This window comes from Lysobacter sp. CC-YZS074 (genome assembly GCF_056739745.1).
The window spans coordinates 499,924-517,017 of the sequence record NZ_CP200301.1 but is presented as its reverse complement, the minus strand read 5'-3'; the positions used below and the strand labels follow the sequence as shown (position 1 = coordinate 517,017).

Here is a 17,094-nt window from a genome sequence, read left to right as displayed (position 1 = left end):
ACAGTCTGCCCATTGTAGGAGCGACGTGATTCGCGACCCACTGACAATCGTGTCGCCGCGCACAACGCGCTGCCCGGTCGCGCGACCGGCACATCGCGTCGATCGAAGCGGGAACAAGGGTCAGTGGGTCGCGAATCACGTCGCTCCTACAGAACAGGAACGGACGAAGAGTCGGGCATGCAGGTCGCAAAACAACGCGGCCGCCCGGAGGCGGCCGCGAGGGTCGTGCATGCCGGCGCGATCAGTCGGCCTGGGCGGCCGCTTCCTCGCCCTTAGCCTTCGCGATCACCGCTTCGACCGAGCCGGTGGTGATCGGGTGGTAACCGGCGCGCGCATCGGCCAGCACCGTCTCGGCCAGTGCCAGGCCTTCCGGCGTCTTCACCAGTTCGGCGTAGGTCGGCATGATCAGCTTGCGGCGGCCGACGCGCTCGAGGAATTCGGCGAGCTCCTCGTTGGCTTCGTCGTAACCGCTGCGCACCGTCAGCGGGTACCAGCGCTGGGCGATCTCGCCATTGGCGGTGCCGGTGAACCCGTACGCCTCATCGAGCGTAGCCAGCTGCTCGGCCGACAGCGTCTCCGGCATGCCTTCGACGAAGTGCACCCACTCCTGCGTGGTCCACGCCTCGGTCACCGACGCTGCCGGCAGCGCGCCGCCGTCCAGCCAGGCCTTGCGCGCGGCATCGACCGCGTCGAAGCGCGGCGAGGTGACTTCCGGCGCCGAGTCGGGGATGCCCGGCTCGTAGATCCACTGCTCCAGCTCGGCCTCGGTGACCTTGCCCGGGTGCTTGGCCAGCAGGTGCTCCTTCGCGTATTCGATGAAGGTCTGGCTGTCGATGCCCTGGAAGGCGAAGTGGTCGAAGTAGCCGCGCAGGAACGCGTCGAACACCTCGCGACCGAAGCGCTGCTCGAGGAACGCGAGGAACCACGCGCCCTTGTCGTAGGCGACTTCGCTGCCGTCGGCATCGATCGCCGGCTCCACGCCCGGGCGGATCGCCAGCGACTGTGCGGCGTCGGACATGTCGCCGATGGTGTCGCGCAGCGCGTTGCGGGCGATCGCGGTCTCCATGTCGGCGCGCTCCTTGCCGTACAGCGCCTCGACGATGCGGTTCTCGACGTAGCTGGTCACGCCTTCGTTGAGCCAGCCGTGGTTCGGGGTGACGAAGGTGACCAGGTTGCCCGACCAGCTGTGCGCCAGCTCATGCGCGATCAGCGACACCAGCGACTGGTCGCCGACGATCACGGTCGGGGTGATGAAGCTCAGGCGCGGGTTCTCCATGCCGCCGTACGGGAACGACGGCGGCAGCACGAGCATGTCGTAGCGGCCCCAGCGGTACGGGCCGTACAGCTGCTCGGTGACCTCGATCATCTTCTCGGTGTCGGCGAACTCCTCGGCGGCCTTCTCGACCATCCCCGGCTCGGCCCAGACGCCGCTGCGGTCGCTGATCGGCTCGAACACCAGGTCGCCGGCGGCGATCGCCAACAGGTAGGACGGGATCGGCTGCGGCATCTCGAAGCTGTAATCGCCGTCACGCTCGGCCTCGGGATCGTTGTCGGCGCTCATCAGCACCATCACGTCCTTGGGGCTGGTCACGTTTGCGGTGTAGGTGAAGCGCACCTGCGGCGTGTCCTGCAGCGGCACCCACGAACGCGCGTGGATCTGCTGCGACTGGCTGAACATGAAGGGCTGTTCGCCACCCTCGGTCATCGCCGGGGTCAGCCACTGCAGGCCCGACGCCTCCGGCGCGGTGTGGTAGCTGACGCGGATGCGCTCGCTGCGCTGCGGCGCCTCGATGGTGAGCTTGCTGCCCAGCGGCGGCTGCGGCTCGGCCAGGGTGTACTTGAGGTCGACCCACTTGCCGTCCTCGCGCTCGCCGACGACCTTTTCGATGGTCAGGTCGCGGGTGTCGAGGACCAGCTGCGTCGCTTCGGGGTCGACCCAGTCGAGGGTGTAGGTGGCGCTGCCGGCGAGCTGCTTCTGCTCGAAGTCGAGCGCCAGTTGCAGCGCCAGGTCCTCGATGCGGACCTTGCCCGGCTCGGCGTAGGAATGCTGGTCGAAGTGCGCGACCGGCTCGGTGGTCTCCGGGGTGCCTTCCGGCGGGGCGGCGGTGTCGGCGGCCGGCGCGGACTCGCGCGAGCAGCCGGCCAGCGCGGTGGCGCCGACCAGGCACAGGGTCAGGATCGATGAACGCATATCGGGCCCACGGTTACGGGTGAGCCGCCGAGTGTAGCGCCGCCGCCGCGGGGCGGCGAAGTGCCGTGTCTGGCGGCGTCAGGCCTTGTAGCCGGTGTGGATCGCGACGATGCCGGCCGACAGGTTGCGGTAGCTGCAGCGCGCGAAGCCGGCCGCCTCCATCATCGCCTTCAGTTCGGCCTGCGGCGGGTGCTTGCGGATGCTCTCGGCGAGGTACTGGTAGCTGTCGGCGTCGCCCGCGAACAGCCTGCCGAGCCGCGGCAGGATTTTGAACGAGTGGAAGTCGTAGACCGGCTTGAACCACTCCTGGGTGACCTCGGAGAACTCCAGCACCCGCGCCTGCCCGCCGACCTTGAGCACGCGCTGCATCTCGCGCAGCGCGGCGTCCTTGTCGGTGACGTTGCGCAGGCCGAATGCAATGGTGACGAGGTCGAAGCTCGCGTCCGGGAACGGCAGCGCCTCGGCGTTCATCTGCACGTACTCGAAGCCGGCGACGCGGCCGCGGTCGAGCATGCGGTCGCGACCGACCCGCAGCATGTCGCCATTGATGTCGCCCAGCACGATCGAGCCTTCGGCGCCGACCCGCTCGTTCAGCAGCAGGGCGATGTCGCCGGTGCCGCCGGCGAGGTCGAGCACGCGGTCACCCCGGCGCACCTGCGCGGTGGCGACGAAGTAGCGCTTCCAGACCCGGTGGATGCCCAGCGACATCAGGTCGTTCATCAGGTCGTAGCTGCCGGCAACCGAGGAGAACACCTGCCCGACCAGCTTCTGCTTGTCGCCGGTGGGGACGTCGCGGAAGCCGAAGTGGGTGGTGGTGGGGGCGCGGTCGTGCGGGGTCTGGTCGCTCATGCGGCGGATTATCGCACCGGTGGCGGTGGCGCCGGGCGTAGGTGACGCGGCCGTCGGTGAGGGTGGCCGGTGCGGCCGAGCGCGAGGCCAAGGCCGCGACCCGGCCGCTACAGGATGTAGCGACTCAGGTCCGGATCCTCCACCAGCTCGCCGAGGTGCTCGTCGACGTAGGCACGGTCGATCGTGACCGCCTCGCCGCCGCGGTCGGGAGCGGCGTAGCTGAGGGTGTCGAGCAGGCGTTCGAGTACGGTGTGCAGGCGGCGGGCGCCGATGTTTTCCTGGCGCTCGTTGACGGTCGCGGCGATCTCGGCGATGCGTTCGATCGCGTCGTCGGCGAACGCCAGCGACACGCCCTCGGTCTTCAGCAGCTCGACATACTGGGTGGTCAGCGCGGCCTTCGGCTCGGTCAGGATGCGGACGAAGTCGTCCTTGTCGAGCGAGCCGAGCTCGACGCGGATCGGGAAGCGGCCCTGCAGCTCCGGGATCAGGTCGCTCGGCTTGGCGAGGTGGAACGCGCCGGATGCAATGAACAGGATGTGGTCGGTCTTCACCGAGCCGTACTTGGTCGACACGGTCGAACCTTCCACCAGCGGCAGCAGGTCGCGCTGCACGCCTTCGCGGCTGACATCGCCACCGCCGACGTTTTCGCCGCGCTTGGCGACCTTGTCGATCTCGTCGATGAAGACGATGCCGTGCTGCTCGCAGGCCTCGATCGCGGCCTCGCGCACGTCGTCCTCGTTGACCAGCTTGCCGGCCTCTTCCTCGACCAGCTGCGGGCGCGCGGCCTTGATGGTCATGGTGCGCTTGTGGGTCTTGCCGCCGCCGATCTGCGAGAACATCTGCCGCAGCTGCTGGCCCATCTCCTCCATGCCCGGCGGGGCCATGATGTCGACGCCGACGTTGACCGCGGTCTCGATGTCGATCTCGCGGTCGTCGAGGTCGCCGGCGCGCAGCTGGCGGCGCAGCTTGGCGCGGGTGTCGGACTCGCGCGACGATGGCTCGGCGCCGATGTCGACGGTGGTGGTGTTCGCATCGCCCGCGCCGAAGCCGAAGCCGGTCGGCTGGCGCTCGCGGCGCGGCAGCAGCGCGTCGAGGATGCGGTCCTCGGCGCGCTCCTCGGCCTGGGTGCGGACCTTCTGCTTGGCCTGCTCGCGGTAGAGCTTGACCGCGGTGTCGGCGAGGTCGCGGATGATCTGCTCGACGTCCTTGCCGACGTAGCCGACCTCGGTGAAACGGGTGGCCTCGACCTTGACGAACGGCGCGTTGGCCAGCGTCGCCAGCCGGCGCGCGATCTCGGTCTTGCCGACGCCGGTCGGACCGATCATCAGGATGTTCTTGGGCATCACCTCGTTGCGCAGCTCGTCGTCGAGCTGGCTGCGGCGCCAGCGGTTGCGCAGCGCGATCGCGACCGCGCGCTTGGCGTCCTGCTGGCCGACGATGTGGGTGTCGAGCGCCTGCACGATCTCGCGCGGGGTCATGGTGGCGTTGGAGGTATCGGGCTTGTTCGGCATGGGATCAGAGCTCTTCGACGACGACGTTGCCGTTGGTGTAGATGCAGACCTCGCCAGCGATGCGGATCGCCTCGGTCGCCATGGTTTTCGCATCCAGCTCCGTGTGCGCCATCAGCGCGCGCGCGGCCGACAGCGCGTACATGCCGCCGGAGCCAATGGCGATGATGCCGTCGTCGGGCTCGATCACGTCGCCGGTGCCGCTGATGACCAGCGAGGTCTCCTTGTCGGCGACCGCGAGCAGCGCTTCGAGCTTCCCGAGCCGGCGCTCGGTGCGCCAGTCCTTGGCCATCTCGACCGCGGCGCGGGTCAGCTGGCCGTGCTTGGACAGCTTGGCCTCGAACAGCTCGAACAGGGTGAACGCGTCGGCCGCGGCGCCGGCGAAGCCGGCGATCACCTGGCCGTCCTTGCCGAGCCGGCGGATCTTGCGCGCGTTGGCCTTCATCACCGTGTGGCCGAGCGTCACCTGGCCATCGCCGGCGACGGCAACGTGGCCGTTGCGGCGCACCGACACGATGGTGGTGGCGTGGAAGACGTGGGGATTGTGGCTGGGGTCCATGCGGGCCTCCGGGGTCGAACCCCATGGATGGGGATGGCCGATGCGGCTCGCAAGGGTGCCTCACCCACGCCGAGGCGGCGCCTGTAGGAGCGACGTGAGTCGCGACCCGCCGACCGCTCACCTCGCGTCGCTCAACGCGGAGTCCGCTCGCGCGTCCGAAGATTCGCGTTCATCGCCGCGCCGGTAGTTGTCAGTGGGTCGCGACTCACGTCGCCTCCTACGATAATTCGCGGGCGAAGGTGACAAGCCCGGAAGCCGGAGGCTGGTCAGCCCTTCCGCTTCGCCCTTGGATGCGCGGCGTCGTACACCTTCGCCAGGTGCTGAAAATCCAGGTGCGTGTAGATCTGGGTCGTGGCGATGTCGGCATGGCCGAGCAGTTCCTGCACGCCCCGCAGGTCACCGGAAGACTCGAGGATGTGGCTGGCGAAGCTGTGCCGCAGCAGGTGCGGATGCACGCGCTTGAACAGCCCCTGCCGCTGCGCCAGCTGGCGCAACCGGTACTGCACCGCCCGTGGCGTGATCGGCCCGTTGCGCCCCGGGAACACCGGCGCATCCGCCGTCGCACCGGTGGACGCCCGCCACTCGGATAGCGCCCTTCGCGCATGCGAGCCCAGCGGCACGCTGCGCTGCCGGCTGCCCTTGCCGAGCACCGTCACCAGCCCATCGTCCAGCTGCAGGTCGCTCCAGCGCAATGCGCACAGCTCCGACAAGCGCAGCCCCGACGAATAGAAAAGTTCCAGCAACGCCCGGTCGCGCAACCCCAACGGCACATCGGTCGGCACCTCCACCAGCACCTTCGCCTCGTCGGGATCCAGCACCTGCGGCAACTTGCGCGGCGCCTTCGGCCCACGGATCCCCACCGCCGGATTGGCCGCCACCCGCCCCTGCTTCAGCAGCCAGCCGTAGAAGCTCCGGCACGCAGACAACCGCCGCTGCAGGCTCTTGGCCGACAACCCCCGCCGATGCTCCGCCGCGACGAAACCGCGCACCTGTTCCGGCTGCATGCCCGCAAGCTCGATGCCGTGCGCACAGGCCCACTGCGCCAGACCGTCGAGATCACGTCGATACGCATCCAACGTATGCGCCGACATCCTGCGTTCGACCGCCAGGTGCGAAAGAAAGTCGTCAATCGCCGAGTTCACGCCGTGGCTCCAATGGCTGTCCCCCTGCCCTCTCAATACAGCGCGACCCCGCCATGTCGAACGACTTCACAAATGACCCACCCGAAGCCCCCACCACACAAACGCCGACGCGGCGTCCCGGCCGGAGCCGGCACGCCCCAGCGCTTTTTGCCTGAGCGTCATCGCCATTCCGGCAAAAGCCCGAACGCCGCCTACCCGAACCGCCCCAGCGCCGTCGCCAGCGCCTCGCCCATCATCCGCAGGAACAACGTCCCCATCCCCGGGAAAAACCGGTTCGGATCACTGCTGCCCACCGCGATCAACCCCGTCCCCGGCAGCGGCAACAGCGCCGTCGACTGCACCTGCTCCGCCTGCGCCCCGTAGAGGAACGCGTGCTTCTCCGGCTGCAACCGCCCGCACAGCGGCTCACCGTCGGCCAGGCAATCGCGGAACGGCGCCAGCCGGGCGTCATCCGCACCGACCACCTGCAGCCAGTCGCTGTCCTCCAGCCCCTCGACCGGCCGGAACACCACCAGCCGCACCCGATCGCCGTTGAAATCCTCCGCCAGGCTCGCCGCCATCGCCCGCAACGTGTCGGCCGCGCTGTCCTGCCGCATCAACGCCAGCGTCAACTGGTGCGTCCGCACCGCCAGCCGTTCGTTCTCCTGCGCGTTGCCGAACAGCTCGTGCAGGCGCCGGTTGAGCTCGCGGTTCTTGTCGCGCAACACCTCCAGCTGGTAGCTCGCCAGCGATGCCGCCGGACCCTCGTCGCGCGGCACCACCAGGGTCAGCGACAGGTCGGGGAACTGCTGCAGGAAACGCGGATGACGGCGCAGCCACGCCGCCACCTCGTGCGCGCCGAGTTTCTCGGTCGTGTCAGTCATGCCACCCACTCTCCTTCGAACACGAAACTGGCCGGCCCGGCCATCGTCACCGGCGCCGCGTCGGCCGGCCAGCCGATCCGCAACTCGCCGCCCGGCAAGGCGACGGTGACCTCGCGGTCGACCTTGCCGCGCCGCATCAGCACCACCGCGGCCGCGCAGGCGCCGCTGCCGCAGGCCAAGGTCTCGCCGACGCCGCGCTCGTGCACGCGCAGGCGGATCCGTCCGCGCGATTCGACCTGGGCGAAGCCGACGTTGACCGACTCCGGAAAACTCCCGTGGCCCTGCAGCAGCGGAGCGATGGTGTCGACCGCGGCGGTGGCGACATCGTCCACCTCGACCACCGCGTGCGGGTTGCCCATCGACACCGCGCCGAATCCGACGATGGAGCCGCGGATCGCCAGCACGTACGGATCACGTTCGGCATCGAAGCCATGCAACGGAATGCGCGCGGGCTCGAACACCGGCACCCCCATGGTGATGCGGTAGCCGTCATCCAGGCGCTGCACCGCATGCGTGCCGACCGGGCTGTCGATCCGGAACCGGTCCTCGCCGGTGGCGCCCGCCCGGACCAGCCAGGCGGCGATGCAGCGTGCTCCGTTGCCACACTGTTGCGACGGTGAACCGTCGGCGTTCCAGATGCCGTAGGCCGCGACCGAGCCGGGAGCCCGGGCGTCCTCCACCGTCAGGATCTGGTCGCAGCCGACGCCGGCATGCCGATCGGCAAGCGCCCGACACAGTGCGGGCTTGGGTGGCGTGCCGCCACCGCGCAGGTCGAGCACGACGAAATCGTTGCCCGCGCCGTGCATCTTGCTGAAGCGCAGGGCCGGACCGGGCATGGCGGACTCAGCCATCGTCGTCGGCGGACCCGTCCTCCGCCGGGCTGGCCGGTACCGTGGCCGGGTCGATCGGGAGCGGATCGGCCGGCACTGCGGACGGTTCCGGCTCGACTGTGGCCCCTGCGCCATCGGGCGCGGGGTCGACCGCGTCGGGCATCGGATCGGTGGTGGCGGGGTCGTCGAGCAGCGGATCGACCGAAGTCGGATCGGGCAAGGCGCCTGCCGGTTCTTCGGCGGGCATCGTCGCCGGGACCTTGATGTCGACGGGCACCGTACCGGCCGGCACCTCGGGATCCTCTTCCACCGGCGCCTCCGGCATCACCAGCGGTCCCTTGTTTCCGCAACCGGCCAGGGCCAGCGGCAGTGCGAGCAGGAGCAATGCGGTTCGAGCGTTCATCGGCGCAGTGTAGCGGCGGCGCCCGTGGCTGCGTAGCTCACTGCGGCGGCGGTTCCGGCCGCGCCCACAGCCAAGCCGCCACGACCGCCATCACCCCGGTGCCCAGCGCCGCCATCCACCAGCGCGGCGCGGTCAACCACAGCACCAGCGCGCAGGCCACCATCGCCGTGGCCGCGAACCGCTTGGCCCGCCGCGACACCGCGCCATGGCGCTGCCAGTCGACGATCATCGGTCCGAACTGGCGGTGTCGCAGCAGCCAGCCATGCAGCCGTTGCGAACCGCGCGCGGCCGCGTAGGCCGACAGCAGGATGAACGGAACGGTCGGCAGGCCCGGCAACACGACGCCGAGCAGGCCGAGGCCGAGGCTCGACCAGGCCAGCAGCCACCAGGCCCAGCGCAGGCGGGAGGGTGGCTGGGGCGTGGGGGTCGGGTCCGGCATCGGGCCATTGTCGCCCGAGGGGACTTCCGTTGGAGGGTAGGAGCGACGTAAGTCGCGACCCACTGACCATCGGCGGCCGGCGGTCAACGCGCCTTCGCGGTCGCGCGATTGTTGCCGCGCGTCGACCGCGGCAAGGTTGGCTGTGTCGGCGGGTCGCGACTCGCGTCGCTCCTACAGAAGCATGGAAGCCCCGGGCCGTGCCCGGGGCCGGGGCCGGGGCCGGGGCCCGGGCCGGATCACATCAGCGCGCGGTCTCCGCCACGCCGAGGCGGTCGAGCATGAACGCGTACATCTCGGCCAGCTCGCGGTAACGGCGGAACCGTCCGGACTTGCCGCCGTGGCCCGCGTCCATGTTGGTGCGGAACAGCACCGGCTCGCTGCCGGTGTTGAGGTCGCGCAGGCGCGCGACGTACTTGGCCGGCTCCCAGTACTGCACCTGCGAGTCCCACAGACCGGTGCCGACGAAGGTCGCCGGATACGCCTGCTTCGAGAGGTTGTCGTAAGGCGAGTAGCTCAGCATGTACTCGTAGGACTCGACGCTGGTCTCGGGGTTGCCCCACTCGTCGTATTCGTTGGTGGTCAGGGGGATCGATGCATCGAGCATGGTGGTGACCACGTCGACGAACGGCACCTGCGACAGGATCACGTCGTAGGTCCGCGGCGACATGTTCGCGATCGCGCCCATCAGCAGGCCCCCGGCGCTGCCGCCGTACGCGGCGACGCGGTCGGGCGCGGCGTAGGCCTGCTCGACCAGGTACTTCGTCACGTCGATGAAGTCGGTGAAGGTGTTCTTCTTGTTCAGCAGCTTGCCGGCGTCGTACCACTTGCGGCCCATTTCCTGGCCGCCGCGGATGTGCGCCAGCGCGTAGACCATGCCGCGGTCGAGCAGGCTCACCACCGGCAGGTTGAAGTTGGGGTCGGTCGAACTGCCGTAGCTGCCGTAGGCGTACTGCAGCATCGCCGCGCTGCCGTCCTTCTCGAAGCCGTTGCGGTAGACCAGCGTGACCGGCACCTTGACGCCGTCGCGCGCGGTCGCCCACAGCCGCTCGGTGGTGTACTTCGACGGGTCGTAGCCGATCACCGGCTGCTGCTTGAGCTGGCGGCGCTCGCCGGTCTTCGTGTTGAGCTCGTACGTGGTCGCCGGCGTGGTCAGCGAGGTGTAGCTGTAGCGCAGCCAGTCGGTGTCGGGCTCGGAGTTGGTCGACAGCCCCATCGAGTAGGCGGTTTCGTCGGCCTTGACGTATTCGGACGCGGCGCCGGGCTGCCCCGCTTCGCCGCGCAGCAGGCGGATGCGCTCGAGTCCGCCGGAGCGCTCGGCCACGGCGGTGAAGCCGTCGAACAGCTCGAATCCGTCGAGGAACACCTCCTCGTCGTGCGCGATCCACTCCTGCCACTGTGCGCGCGAGCTGGCGTCGCTCGGCGCGGTCATCAGCTTGAAGTTGGCCGCGCCGTCCGCGTTGGTGCGGATCACCCAGCGGCCATCGTGGTGGTCGGCGTCGTACTCGACGTCGCGCTCGCGCGGGGCCAGGACGGTGAACTCGCGCGGGTCGGCGGCCGGGGCGCAGCGCGACTCGCTCGAGACCGTGCTCTCCACGCCGATGCAGATGTACTTGTCGTCACGGGTGCGGCCGATGCCCATGTAGAAGCTGTCGTCGTGCTCCTCGTAGACCAGCACGTCGTCGCTGGCGGGGGTGCCGAGCACGTGCTTCTTCACCCGCACGGTGAGCAGGGTTTCCGGGTCGTTCTCGACGTAGAAGATCGTGCGGTTGTCGTCGGCCCAGACGATGTTGGGCGAGACGCCGCGGATCACGTCGGGCAGCACCTCGCCGGTGGCGATGTCCTTGACCCGGATGACGTACTGGCGGCGGCCGACGTCGTCCTCGGCCCACGCCAGCAGGCGGTTGTCCTGGCTGACTTCCCAGTCGCCGACGCTGAAGTAGTCCTTGCCGTCGGCCATCACGTTGAGGTCGAGCAGCACCTGCTCGGCGGCGTCCATCGAACCCTCGCGGCGCGCATAGACCGGGTAGTCCTGGCCGGTCTCGAAGCGGCTGTAGTACCACCAGTCGCGCTCGCGGTACGGCACCGAGCTGTCGTCCTGCTTGATGCGGCCGACGATCTCCTCGTACAGCCTGTCCTCCAGCGGCTTGAGGCGCGCCATGAAGGCGTCGGCGTAGGCGTTCTCGGCGTTGAGGTAGGCCAGCATCACCGGGTCGTTGCGGTCGTCGTCGCGCAGCCAGTAGTACTCGTCCTGGCGCTGCGCGCCATGCGGCGCGGTGACCGTGTGCGGGCGCTGCTCGGCATCGGGCGGCGGCGGCAGGTCCTGGGCGAGGGTCGGGGCGGAGACGGTCATCAGTGCGGCCAGCAGCAGGGTGGGCTTCATGGGATGGGGTCCGGGGGTGGGAAGTGCAACCGGGGATTCGGGTTCGGGAGCCGTTCCGATATAGGAGTGGCGGCGGCATGCCGTCGCCGGTGGGTCGCGATCCGCCGAACGCTGGAGGCGATGTACAGGTCGCGACTCACGTCGCTCCTACAAGGGCATGAATGCGCATACGGAACGGGCCGGCGAATGGCCGGCCCGTTTTCAAACTCAATCGTTCAACTGGTTCCAGAGGAACGTATAGGCCAGCGCACTCATGTGCGCGGCCTGCTTGTTGTTGGCCGAGCCGCCGTGACCACCCTCGATGTTCTCGTAGTAGCGCACGTCCTCGCCGCCTTCGAGCATCTTCGCCATCATCTTGCGGGCGTGGCCGGGGTGCACGCGGTCGTCGCGGGTGGAGGTCATGAACAGCGTCGGCGGGTAGTCCTTGCCCTCCTGGTACAGGTGGTACGGCGAGAAGGTCTGGATGAACGCCCACTCTTCCGGCTTGTCCGGGTTGCCGTACTCGGCCATCCACGACGCGCCGGCCAGCAGCTTGTGGTAGCGCTGCATGTCCAGCAACGGCACCTGCACCACGATCGCGCCGAACAGCTCGGGGTACTGGGTCAGCATGTTGCCCATCAGCAGGCCGCCGTTGCTGCCGCCCTGGATGCCGAGCTTTTCCGGCGAGGTGATCCCGCGGGCGACCAGGTCCTGCGCGACCGCGGCGAAGTCCTCGTAGGCCTTGTGACGGTTGGCCTTGAGCGCGGCCTGGTGCCAGCGCGGGCCGTACTCGCCGCCGCCGCGGATGTTGGCGACCGCGTACACGCCACCCTTCTCCAGCCAGCCCTTGCCGACGCTGCCCGAGTACCCCGGGGTCATCGAGATCTCGAAGCCGCCGTAGCCGTACAGCAGGGTCGGCGTGCTGCCGTCGAGTTCCAGGTCCTTCGGCTTGACGATGAAGTACGGCACGCGGGTGCCGTCCTTGCTGGTCGCGAAGTGCTGGGCGACCTCGTGGGTGGAGGCGTCGAAGAACGCCGGCATCGACTTGAGCACCTGCGGCGCCTGGCCGACCTCGGCGATCGCCAGGGTGGCCGGGCTCAGGTAGTCGTCGGCATGCACCCAGACCGCGTCGCTATGGTCGGGGTCGACCGCGCCGACGCTGACGCTGCCCTCGGGCTGGCCGGTGAAGTCGCTGCGGCTCCACTCGCCTTCGCCACCAGCCGGCGGGGTCAGCACCTGCAGGTCGTTCTTGACGTCGTCGAGGATGTTGAGCACGAGGTGGTTGGCGGTGGCGGTGACGCCGGCCAGCGAGGTGGTGTCGGTTGGTTCGAACAGCACGGTGAAGTCGCCGCCGCCGGCCATGAAGGCATCGAAGTCCGCGGCGACTAGGCTGCCGGCCGGGAACGTGCGGCCGCCGGCCTCGTAGGCCTCGCGCAGCTCCAGCACCAGCCAGTCCTTGTGCACCGACTTGTTGGCCGAGTTGGGCGCGTCGATCTTGCGCAGCCCGCCATCATCGTCGACCAGGTACAGCTCGTCGTTGTAGAACGCCAGCGTGCGGCTGACGAAGTCGCGTTCAAAGCCCGGCGTGTGGTCGTGCATGGCGGCGATGTACATGTCATCAGCCTTGCCCTCGTAGACGACCTCGGCCTCGCCGATCGGGGCGCCGCGGGTCCAGCGCTTGACGATGCGCGGGTAGCCGGACTCGGTCATCGAGCCGGGCCCGAAGTCGGTGTAGACGTAGACGCTGTCGCGGTCGATCCAGCCCAGTCCGCCCTTGGCCTCGTCGCGGAAGAAGCCGCCTTCAACCCACTGCTTGCCGGCGAGGTCGAACTCGCGGGTGACGTCGGCATCCGCGCCGCCGCGCGACAGCGCGACCAGGCAGCGCTGGTACTCCGGCGGCAGGCAGTCGGCGCCGTGCCAGACCCAGTTTTCATCCTCGGCCTTGTTGAGGGCGTCGAGGTCGATAACGGTTTCCCACTCGGGGTTGTCGCTGCGGTACGACTCCAGCGTGGTCCGGCGCCAGAGGCCGCGCTCGTGCTGCGCGTCCTTCCAGAAGTTGTAGTAGTGGTCGCCGATCTTGGAGACGTAGGGGATCTTCGCTTCGGAGTCGAGGATCGCGCGGATCTGCGTTTCAAGCTGTTTGAACTCCAGCGTGCTGGCGAGTTCCTGCTCGGTGACGGCATTGCGGGCCTTGACCCAGTCCAGGGCCTGCTCGCCCTCGACGTCTTCAAGCCACAGATACGGATCGGACACGGCGGCCTCCTGGGCGTGGGTGGCGCCGGCGGCCAGGGCGAGGCCGGTGATCAGTGCGGCCTGACAGGCCTGCGACAGCGTGGACATGGGCGCTCCGGGATGGGGACGAAAGCACCGAAGCTAGCACAGCGACGGGCGCCTCCAGACGTGCCCGGAGTCATGCGGGTCGGCCACCGACGGATGCTCGGCGGGGCTATGCCATCGACCTGGAAGTGCCCGGCGACGGTCGCCGAACCGCGCTTCGCCTGCGGGGGCCGCGCACACGACGAACGGCCCCGCCGGCGCGACCTCAGGCCGCGCGGGGCAGCGCCGGTGCCGTCCGCGGCGAACCGCGGCGGCGGGCCTGTGGCCCGACCTGACGCCGCGCGGCAGTGGCGCCGCGCTGGACGCCGGCGCGGTCGGCGAGGCCCCGACGGACGCCAGCCGCCCGGGCATTGTGGGCGTCGTCGCTGCGCCGGACCCAGCGCAACGCGGCCCAGCCGCTCAGCGGCATGCCCAGCAGCCACAGCGGCAGCCAGCCCAGCGCCTCGTGGTGGCCTCGCGCGGCGGGGAGCAGCAGGACGAGGGTCGCACCGATGGCGAGGGCGTAGCGCAGGATGTCGTCGACAACGGTGGGGCTGGCGGCTTCGGAACGGCGCATTGGACGTGGCCCTGCAGGAGTGGGATGGCAGGATTGCGCCGGGGCATCTCACGGGCTGCGATTCGGTGCGGCCGGCGCAATGGCGCAACGGAGCAAGCAACAGCACCCACCCCTCCCGACAACACCCCTCCGACATACCCCCGACAACACCCCGACCGCGCCGCCTCCGGGACGTCGCCCCGCGCTACCCTCAATACCCCGCCTCATCCAGCGCCCGCTCGGCCTCGTATCGCCCCAGCGCGATCAACTCCTTCGCGCGCCAGAACTCGTAGAACTGGCACGCGTCGCGCGGGATGCGGATCACCAGTTCGGGCGGGTCGAGCGCGAGCTGCACGCGGGCGATCTGCGCCTGCATGGTGTCGAGCGAGCGGGCCATCAGTTCGGTGAAACCGTAGCGGCCGCCGTCGTTCTCGACCGCCCCGCGGTGCAGGCGGCGCTCGATCCAGTCCAGCAGGCGCGAGTGCGCCGGCGCTTCGTCGCCGATGCGCGGCTCGGGCGCTTCGGGTTCGGCGGGCGTCCCCGGCGGCCGGTTCGGCCAGCTGTTCATGTCCACCGCGATCAGCCGGTGCGCATCGCACAACCGGGTGGCGGTGATCGGCAGCGGCGCCAGCAGGCCGCCATCGACCAGTTCGCGGCCGTTGACCCGGTGCGGGGTGAAGATGCCCGGGATCGCGATCGAGCCGCGCACCGCATCCCACAGGTCGCCCTGCCGCAGCCACACCTCGCGCTGGCGCATCAGGTCTACCGCGACCGCGGTGAAGTCGATCGGCAGGTCCTCGATCTGCAGGTCACCGGTGCGCTCGCGCAACGCCGCCATCAGTCGGGTGCCTTCGAACAGCGCCGGCCGCCCGAACACCGGGTCGAGCAGGCGCAGCATGTCGGTGCGCGACATCGACAGCAGCCAGTCGCGGAACACCGGCAGCTGCCCGGCGGCGAACAGCCCGCCGACCAGCGCGCCGCTGGACGAACCGGCCACCGCGACGATGTTCAGTCCGCGCGCGACCAGCGCGTCGATCACGCCGATCTGCGCCAGCCCGCGCGCGCCGCCGGCGCCGAGCACCAGCGCGACCGGCTCGCCACGCTCGATCCTGGGAGCGTCGGCCGGCGCCATCATCCGCGCCACCGCAGGCCGGCGATCACTTCGGATCGCGCTCGTAGTTGGCGATCGCCAGCGACAACAACGTGCGGGCCTGCTCGCGCAGCGACGGTGGCTCGACGATCTCGGCGTCGCTGCCGTAATGCAGCACGTCCATCAGCAGCTCTCGGCCGGAGCTGTACGGCAGCTTCAGTTCGTAACGGCCGTCGGGAAGGAACCGCCCCTGCTGCTGCGAGTGCCAGTGCTCGTCGGCGACCCAGCGCGCGGCCTTGGCGCTGAACACGATCGTCGCCCAGCCCTTGGGCGTGCCGGAGAAAATCCCGTAGCTGGACGCCAGGTGCTGGTCGAGGTCCTCGTCCGGCAGGTCGCGCGCGGCTTCGTCGAGGGCGCGCGCGTTGCTGATGCGGTCGACCGCGAAGCTGCGCAGCGCCTCGCGCTCGTGGTCCCAGGCATCGAGATACCAGTTGTCGCGGTAATGGGTCAGGCGCTGCGGCGAGACCGTGCGCCGGGTGTGCTGGTCGGTCGAGCGGGCGCGGTATTCGAACGCCAGTTGCCTGCGGTCGAGCACCGCGGTGGCCACGTGGCGGAACGCGGTCTCGTCGAGCCGGCGGGTGCGGTGCGGAATCACCCGCACGCGCTCGACCGGCACCCGGCGGCCGCCGGCGTGGTCGTCGAGCAGCTTCTCGATGCGTTGCTGCAGCGGCGCCAATGCGTTCGACAGCACCCCGCCGCCGCTGCGGACCAGCAGTTGCTGCGCGGCCAGCAGCGAGTGCAGTTCGTCCGAGCTCAACCACAGGCCCGGCAACTCGAACCGACCCGGGTCGTCCGGGTCGTAGCGGAAGCCGGCCTCGCCGTTGCCGATCACCGGCGCCATCAGCTGGTCGCGCAGGTAGGCCAGGTCGCGATAGACCGTCGCCCGCGAGCACTCCAGCTCTTCCTGCAGGCGCGGCACCGTCACCGGGTAGCGCGCGGCGGTGAGGATGCGGTGCAGGGCGTGGATGCGTTCGATGCGTTCCATGGCGGGCGGTCCGGTGCGTCGGTGAAGCGACGAAGGCGCCAAGGATCGCACCGGCCGGTGCACGGCCGCCAGCGTGGGACGGCGCGCCCACTTTGCGGGTTGGGCCGGCGGCACCCCGTTGGCATACTGGCGACTGGCCCATTCACGTTGGCGAAGATGCTTGCCGCGCTGGGGCTGGTCCTGCTGTCCGGCCCGTTCGTCACCCTGCCACCGCCGGCGCATGTCGGCGAGCCCTCGCTGGTCGCGCTTGGCAGCGACCCGGCGCAACTGCGGCTGTTCTGCTGGTCGACCCGCTGCGGTGATGCCGAGTGGCGGCAGGCGCTGGCCCCGTCGAGCGAGCTGTTCGTCGGCACCGGCACGCAGGGCCCGCGTCGCCCCACCCTGCCAGGCAGCCAGCCCTGGATCGGCCTGTACGCGCCGGCACGCGCGCGGCTCAGCACCGACAGCTACGCCAACGACTGGCGCATCGGCACGCGCTACCGCATGCAGGCGATGGACACCGGCCCGACCCGACTCGACCTGCAGCTCGGCGCCGGCTACCGGATGGCATCGCTCCACGACGACGGCATCACCCTGCCCGGCCCGGTGCTGCGGGGCGCACTGGAGATCGCCCACGACCTCGGCCCGCGCGCGCACTGGAACCAGCGCATCCAGTTCGAGACCGGCCAGGGGATGACGTTCGTCAAGCAGTCAGTCGGGCTGGACGTCGAGCTTTGGCCGTTCTGGACGCTGGAAACCGACTTCCTGATCCGCCACGACGAGGTGGGGCTGAGCGGCAGCGAATCGGCCGAATCCTCGCTGAGGTTGCGGCGGCGGTTCTGAGGGGCGGGCGCTTCGGCGCGGGTGGCCCTTTGAGCGGCTCCCTTTCCTGCGCGGGTCCTCAGCGCGGGTTGGCGCCTTTGTAGGAGCGGCTTCAGCCGCGAATCGGCAACCCGCAGGCACAC

At 69.7% G+C, this 17,094-nt stretch carries 15 protein-coding genes; 1 reads left to right on the top strand and 14 read right to left on the bottom strand.

Going from position 1 to position 17,094, the window contains the following annotated elements; translation table 11 throughout:
• Positions 1–241: 241 nt before the first annotated feature.
• The 14 genes from U8331_RS02155 to U8331_RS02090 all read right to left on the bottom strand — a co-directional run bounded on the left by U8331_RS02155 (position 242) and on the right by U8331_RS02090 (position 16,150).
• Complete coding sequence (locus U8331_RS02155; protein WP_481131996.1) at positions 242–2,191, bottom strand: M1 family metallopeptidase; 1,950 nt, start codon at positions 2,189–2,191, stop codon at positions 242–244.
• A 78-nt stretch (positions 2,192–2,269) separates the two neighbouring features.
• On the bottom strand, positions 2,270–3,040 hold the full coding sequence (gene ubiE, locus U8331_RS02150) for a bifunctional demethylmenaquinone methyltransferase/2-methoxy-6-polyprenyl-1,4-benzoquinol methylase UbiE (protein ID WP_481131995.1): 771 nt from the start codon (positions 3,038–3,040) through the stop codon (positions 2,270–2,272).
• 107 nt (positions 3,041–3,147) lie between these two features.
• The gene (gene hslU, locus U8331_RS02145) at positions 3,148–4,551 is read right to left on the bottom strand and encodes an ATP-dependent protease ATPase subunit HslU (protein WP_481131994.1); all 1,404 of its coding nucleotides are present in this window, start codon (positions 4,549–4,551) and stop codon (positions 3,148–3,150) included.
• A 4-nt stretch (positions 4,552–4,555) separates the two neighbouring features.
• A complete protein-coding gene (gene hslV, locus U8331_RS02140; RefSeq protein ID WP_481131993.1) occupies positions 4,556–5,107 on the bottom strand; it encodes an ATP-dependent protease subunit HslV in 552 nt (183 codons plus the stop codon).
• Positions 5,108–5,373: 266 nt separating this feature from the next.
• Positions 5,374–6,198 carry a tyrosine recombinase XerC gene (xerC, locus tag U8331_RS02135; RefSeq protein WP_481132868.1) on the bottom strand — a complete coding sequence of 275 codons (825 nt, stop codon included), beginning with the start codon at positions 6,196–6,198 and terminating at the stop codon, positions 5,374–5,376.
• 242 nt (positions 6,199–6,440) lie between these two features.
• Positions 6,441–7,112 (bottom strand): DUF484 family protein, encoded by a 672-nt coding sequence (locus U8331_RS02130; RefSeq protein ID WP_481131992.1) that lies wholly within the window; start codon positions 7,110–7,112, stop codon positions 6,441–6,443.
• Entirely contained in the window at positions 7,109–7,948 is an 840-nt protein-coding gene (gene dapF, locus U8331_RS02125) for a diaminopimelate epimerase (protein ID WP_481131991.1), read from the bottom strand. The genes U8331_RS02130 and dapF overlap by 4 nt, the downstream gene beginning before the upstream one ends.
• A gap of 7 nt (positions 7,949–7,955) precedes the next feature.
• Positions 7,956–8,345 carry an LPS translocon maturation chaperone LptM gene (gene lptM / locus U8331_RS02120; RefSeq protein WP_481131990.1) on the bottom strand — a complete coding sequence of 130 codons (390 nt, stop codon included), beginning with the start codon at positions 8,343–8,345 and terminating at the stop codon, positions 7,956–7,958.
• A 37-nt stretch (positions 8,346–8,382) separates the two neighbouring features.
• Positions 8,383–8,784: a YbaN family protein gene (locus U8331_RS02115; protein ID WP_481131989.1), complete on the bottom strand. Its 402-nt coding sequence runs from the start codon at positions 8,782–8,784 to the stop codon at positions 8,383–8,385.
• A 241-nt stretch (positions 8,785–9,025) separates the two neighbouring features.
• Entirely contained in the window at positions 9,026–11,164 is a 2,139-nt protein-coding gene (locus U8331_RS02110) for a S9 family peptidase (RefSeq protein WP_481131988.1), read from the bottom strand.
• 207 nt (positions 11,165–11,371) lie between these two features.
• Positions 11,372–13,483: a prolyl oligopeptidase family serine peptidase gene (locus U8331_RS02105; protein ID WP_481131987.1), complete on the bottom strand. Its 2,112-nt coding sequence runs from the start codon at positions 13,481–13,483 to the stop codon at positions 11,372–11,374.
• Positions 13,484–13,685: 202 nt separating this feature from the next.
• The gene (locus tag U8331_RS02100) at positions 13,686–14,036 is read right to left on the bottom strand and encodes a hypothetical protein (protein ID WP_481131986.1); all 351 of its coding nucleotides are present in this window, start codon (positions 14,034–14,036) and stop codon (positions 13,686–13,688) included.
• A 190-nt stretch (positions 14,037–14,226) separates the two neighbouring features.
• On the bottom strand, positions 14,227–15,147 hold the full coding sequence (locus U8331_RS02095) for a patatin-like phospholipase family protein (protein ID WP_481131985.1): 921 nt from the start codon (positions 15,145–15,147) through the stop codon (positions 14,227–14,229).
• A 25-nt stretch (positions 15,148–15,172) separates the two neighbouring features.
• Entirely contained in the window at positions 15,173–16,150 is a 978-nt protein-coding gene (locus U8331_RS02090) for a helix-turn-helix transcriptional regulator (RefSeq protein WP_481131984.1), read from the bottom strand.
• Between the two features lie 156 nt (positions 16,151–16,306).
• Here U8331_RS02090 and U8331_RS02085 point away from each other — a divergent pair, with 156 nt between their 5' ends.
• Positions 16,307–16,972 (top strand): DUF481 domain-containing protein, encoded by a 666-nt coding sequence (locus U8331_RS02085; RefSeq protein ID WP_481131983.1) that lies wholly within the window; start codon positions 16,307–16,309, stop codon positions 16,970–16,972.
• Positions 16,973–17,094: the final 122 nt, after the last annotated feature.

Coding starts and splice junctions, on each gene's coding strand:
- xerC (WP_481132868.1), bottom strand. CDS start 6,198: ATGTCGGCGCATACGTTGGATGCGTATCGACGTGATCTCGACGGTCTG.
- ubiE (WP_481131995.1), bottom strand. CDS start 3,040: ATGAGCGACCAGACCCCGCACGACCGCGCCCCCACCACCACCCACTTC.
- U8331_RS02105 (WP_481131987.1), bottom strand. CDS start 13,483: ATGTCCACGCTGTCGCAGGCCTGTCAGGCCGCACTGATCACCGGCCTC.
- U8331_RS02130 (WP_481131992.1), bottom strand. CDS start 7,112: ATGACTGACACGACCGAGAAACTCGGCGCGCACGAGGTGGCGGCGTGG.
- U8331_RS02085 (WP_481131983.1), top strand. CDS start 16,307: ATGCTTGCCGCGCTGGGGCTGGTCCTGCTGTCCGGCCCGTTCGTCACC.
- U8331_RS02155 (WP_481131996.1), bottom strand. CDS start 2,191: ATGCGTTCATCGATCCTGACCCTGTGCCTGGTCGGCGCCACCGCGCTG.
- dapF (WP_481131991.1), bottom strand. CDS start 7,948: ATGCCCGGTCCGGCCCTGCGCTTCAGCAAGATGCACGGCGCGGGCAAC.
- U8331_RS02095 (WP_481131985.1), bottom strand. CDS start 15,147: ATGGCGCCGGCCGACGCTCCCAGGATCGAGCGTGGCGAGCCGGTCGCG.
- hslU (WP_481131994.1), bottom strand. CDS start 4,551: ATGCCGAACAAGCCCGATACCTCCAACGCCACCATGACCCCGCGCGAG.
- lptM (WP_481131990.1), bottom strand. CDS start 8,345: ATGAACGCTCGAACCGCATTGCTCCTGCTCGCACTGCCGCTGGCCCTG.
- U8331_RS02090 (WP_481131984.1), bottom strand. CDS start 16,150: ATGGAACGCATCGAACGCATCCACGCCCTGCACCGCATCCTCACCGCC.
- U8331_RS02115 (WP_481131989.1), bottom strand. CDS start 8,784: ATGCCGGACCCGACCCCCACGCCCCAGCCACCCTCCCGCCTGCGCTGG.
- U8331_RS02100 (WP_481131986.1), bottom strand. CDS start 14,036: ATGCGCCGTTCCGAAGCCGCCAGCCCCACCGTTGTCGACGACATCCTG.
- hslV (WP_481131993.1), bottom strand. CDS start 5,107: ATGGACCCCAGCCACAATCCCCACGTCTTCCACGCCACCACCATCGTG.
- U8331_RS02110 (WP_481131988.1), bottom strand. CDS start 11,164: ATGAAGCCCACCCTGCTGCTGGCCGCACTGATGACCGTCTCCGCCCCG.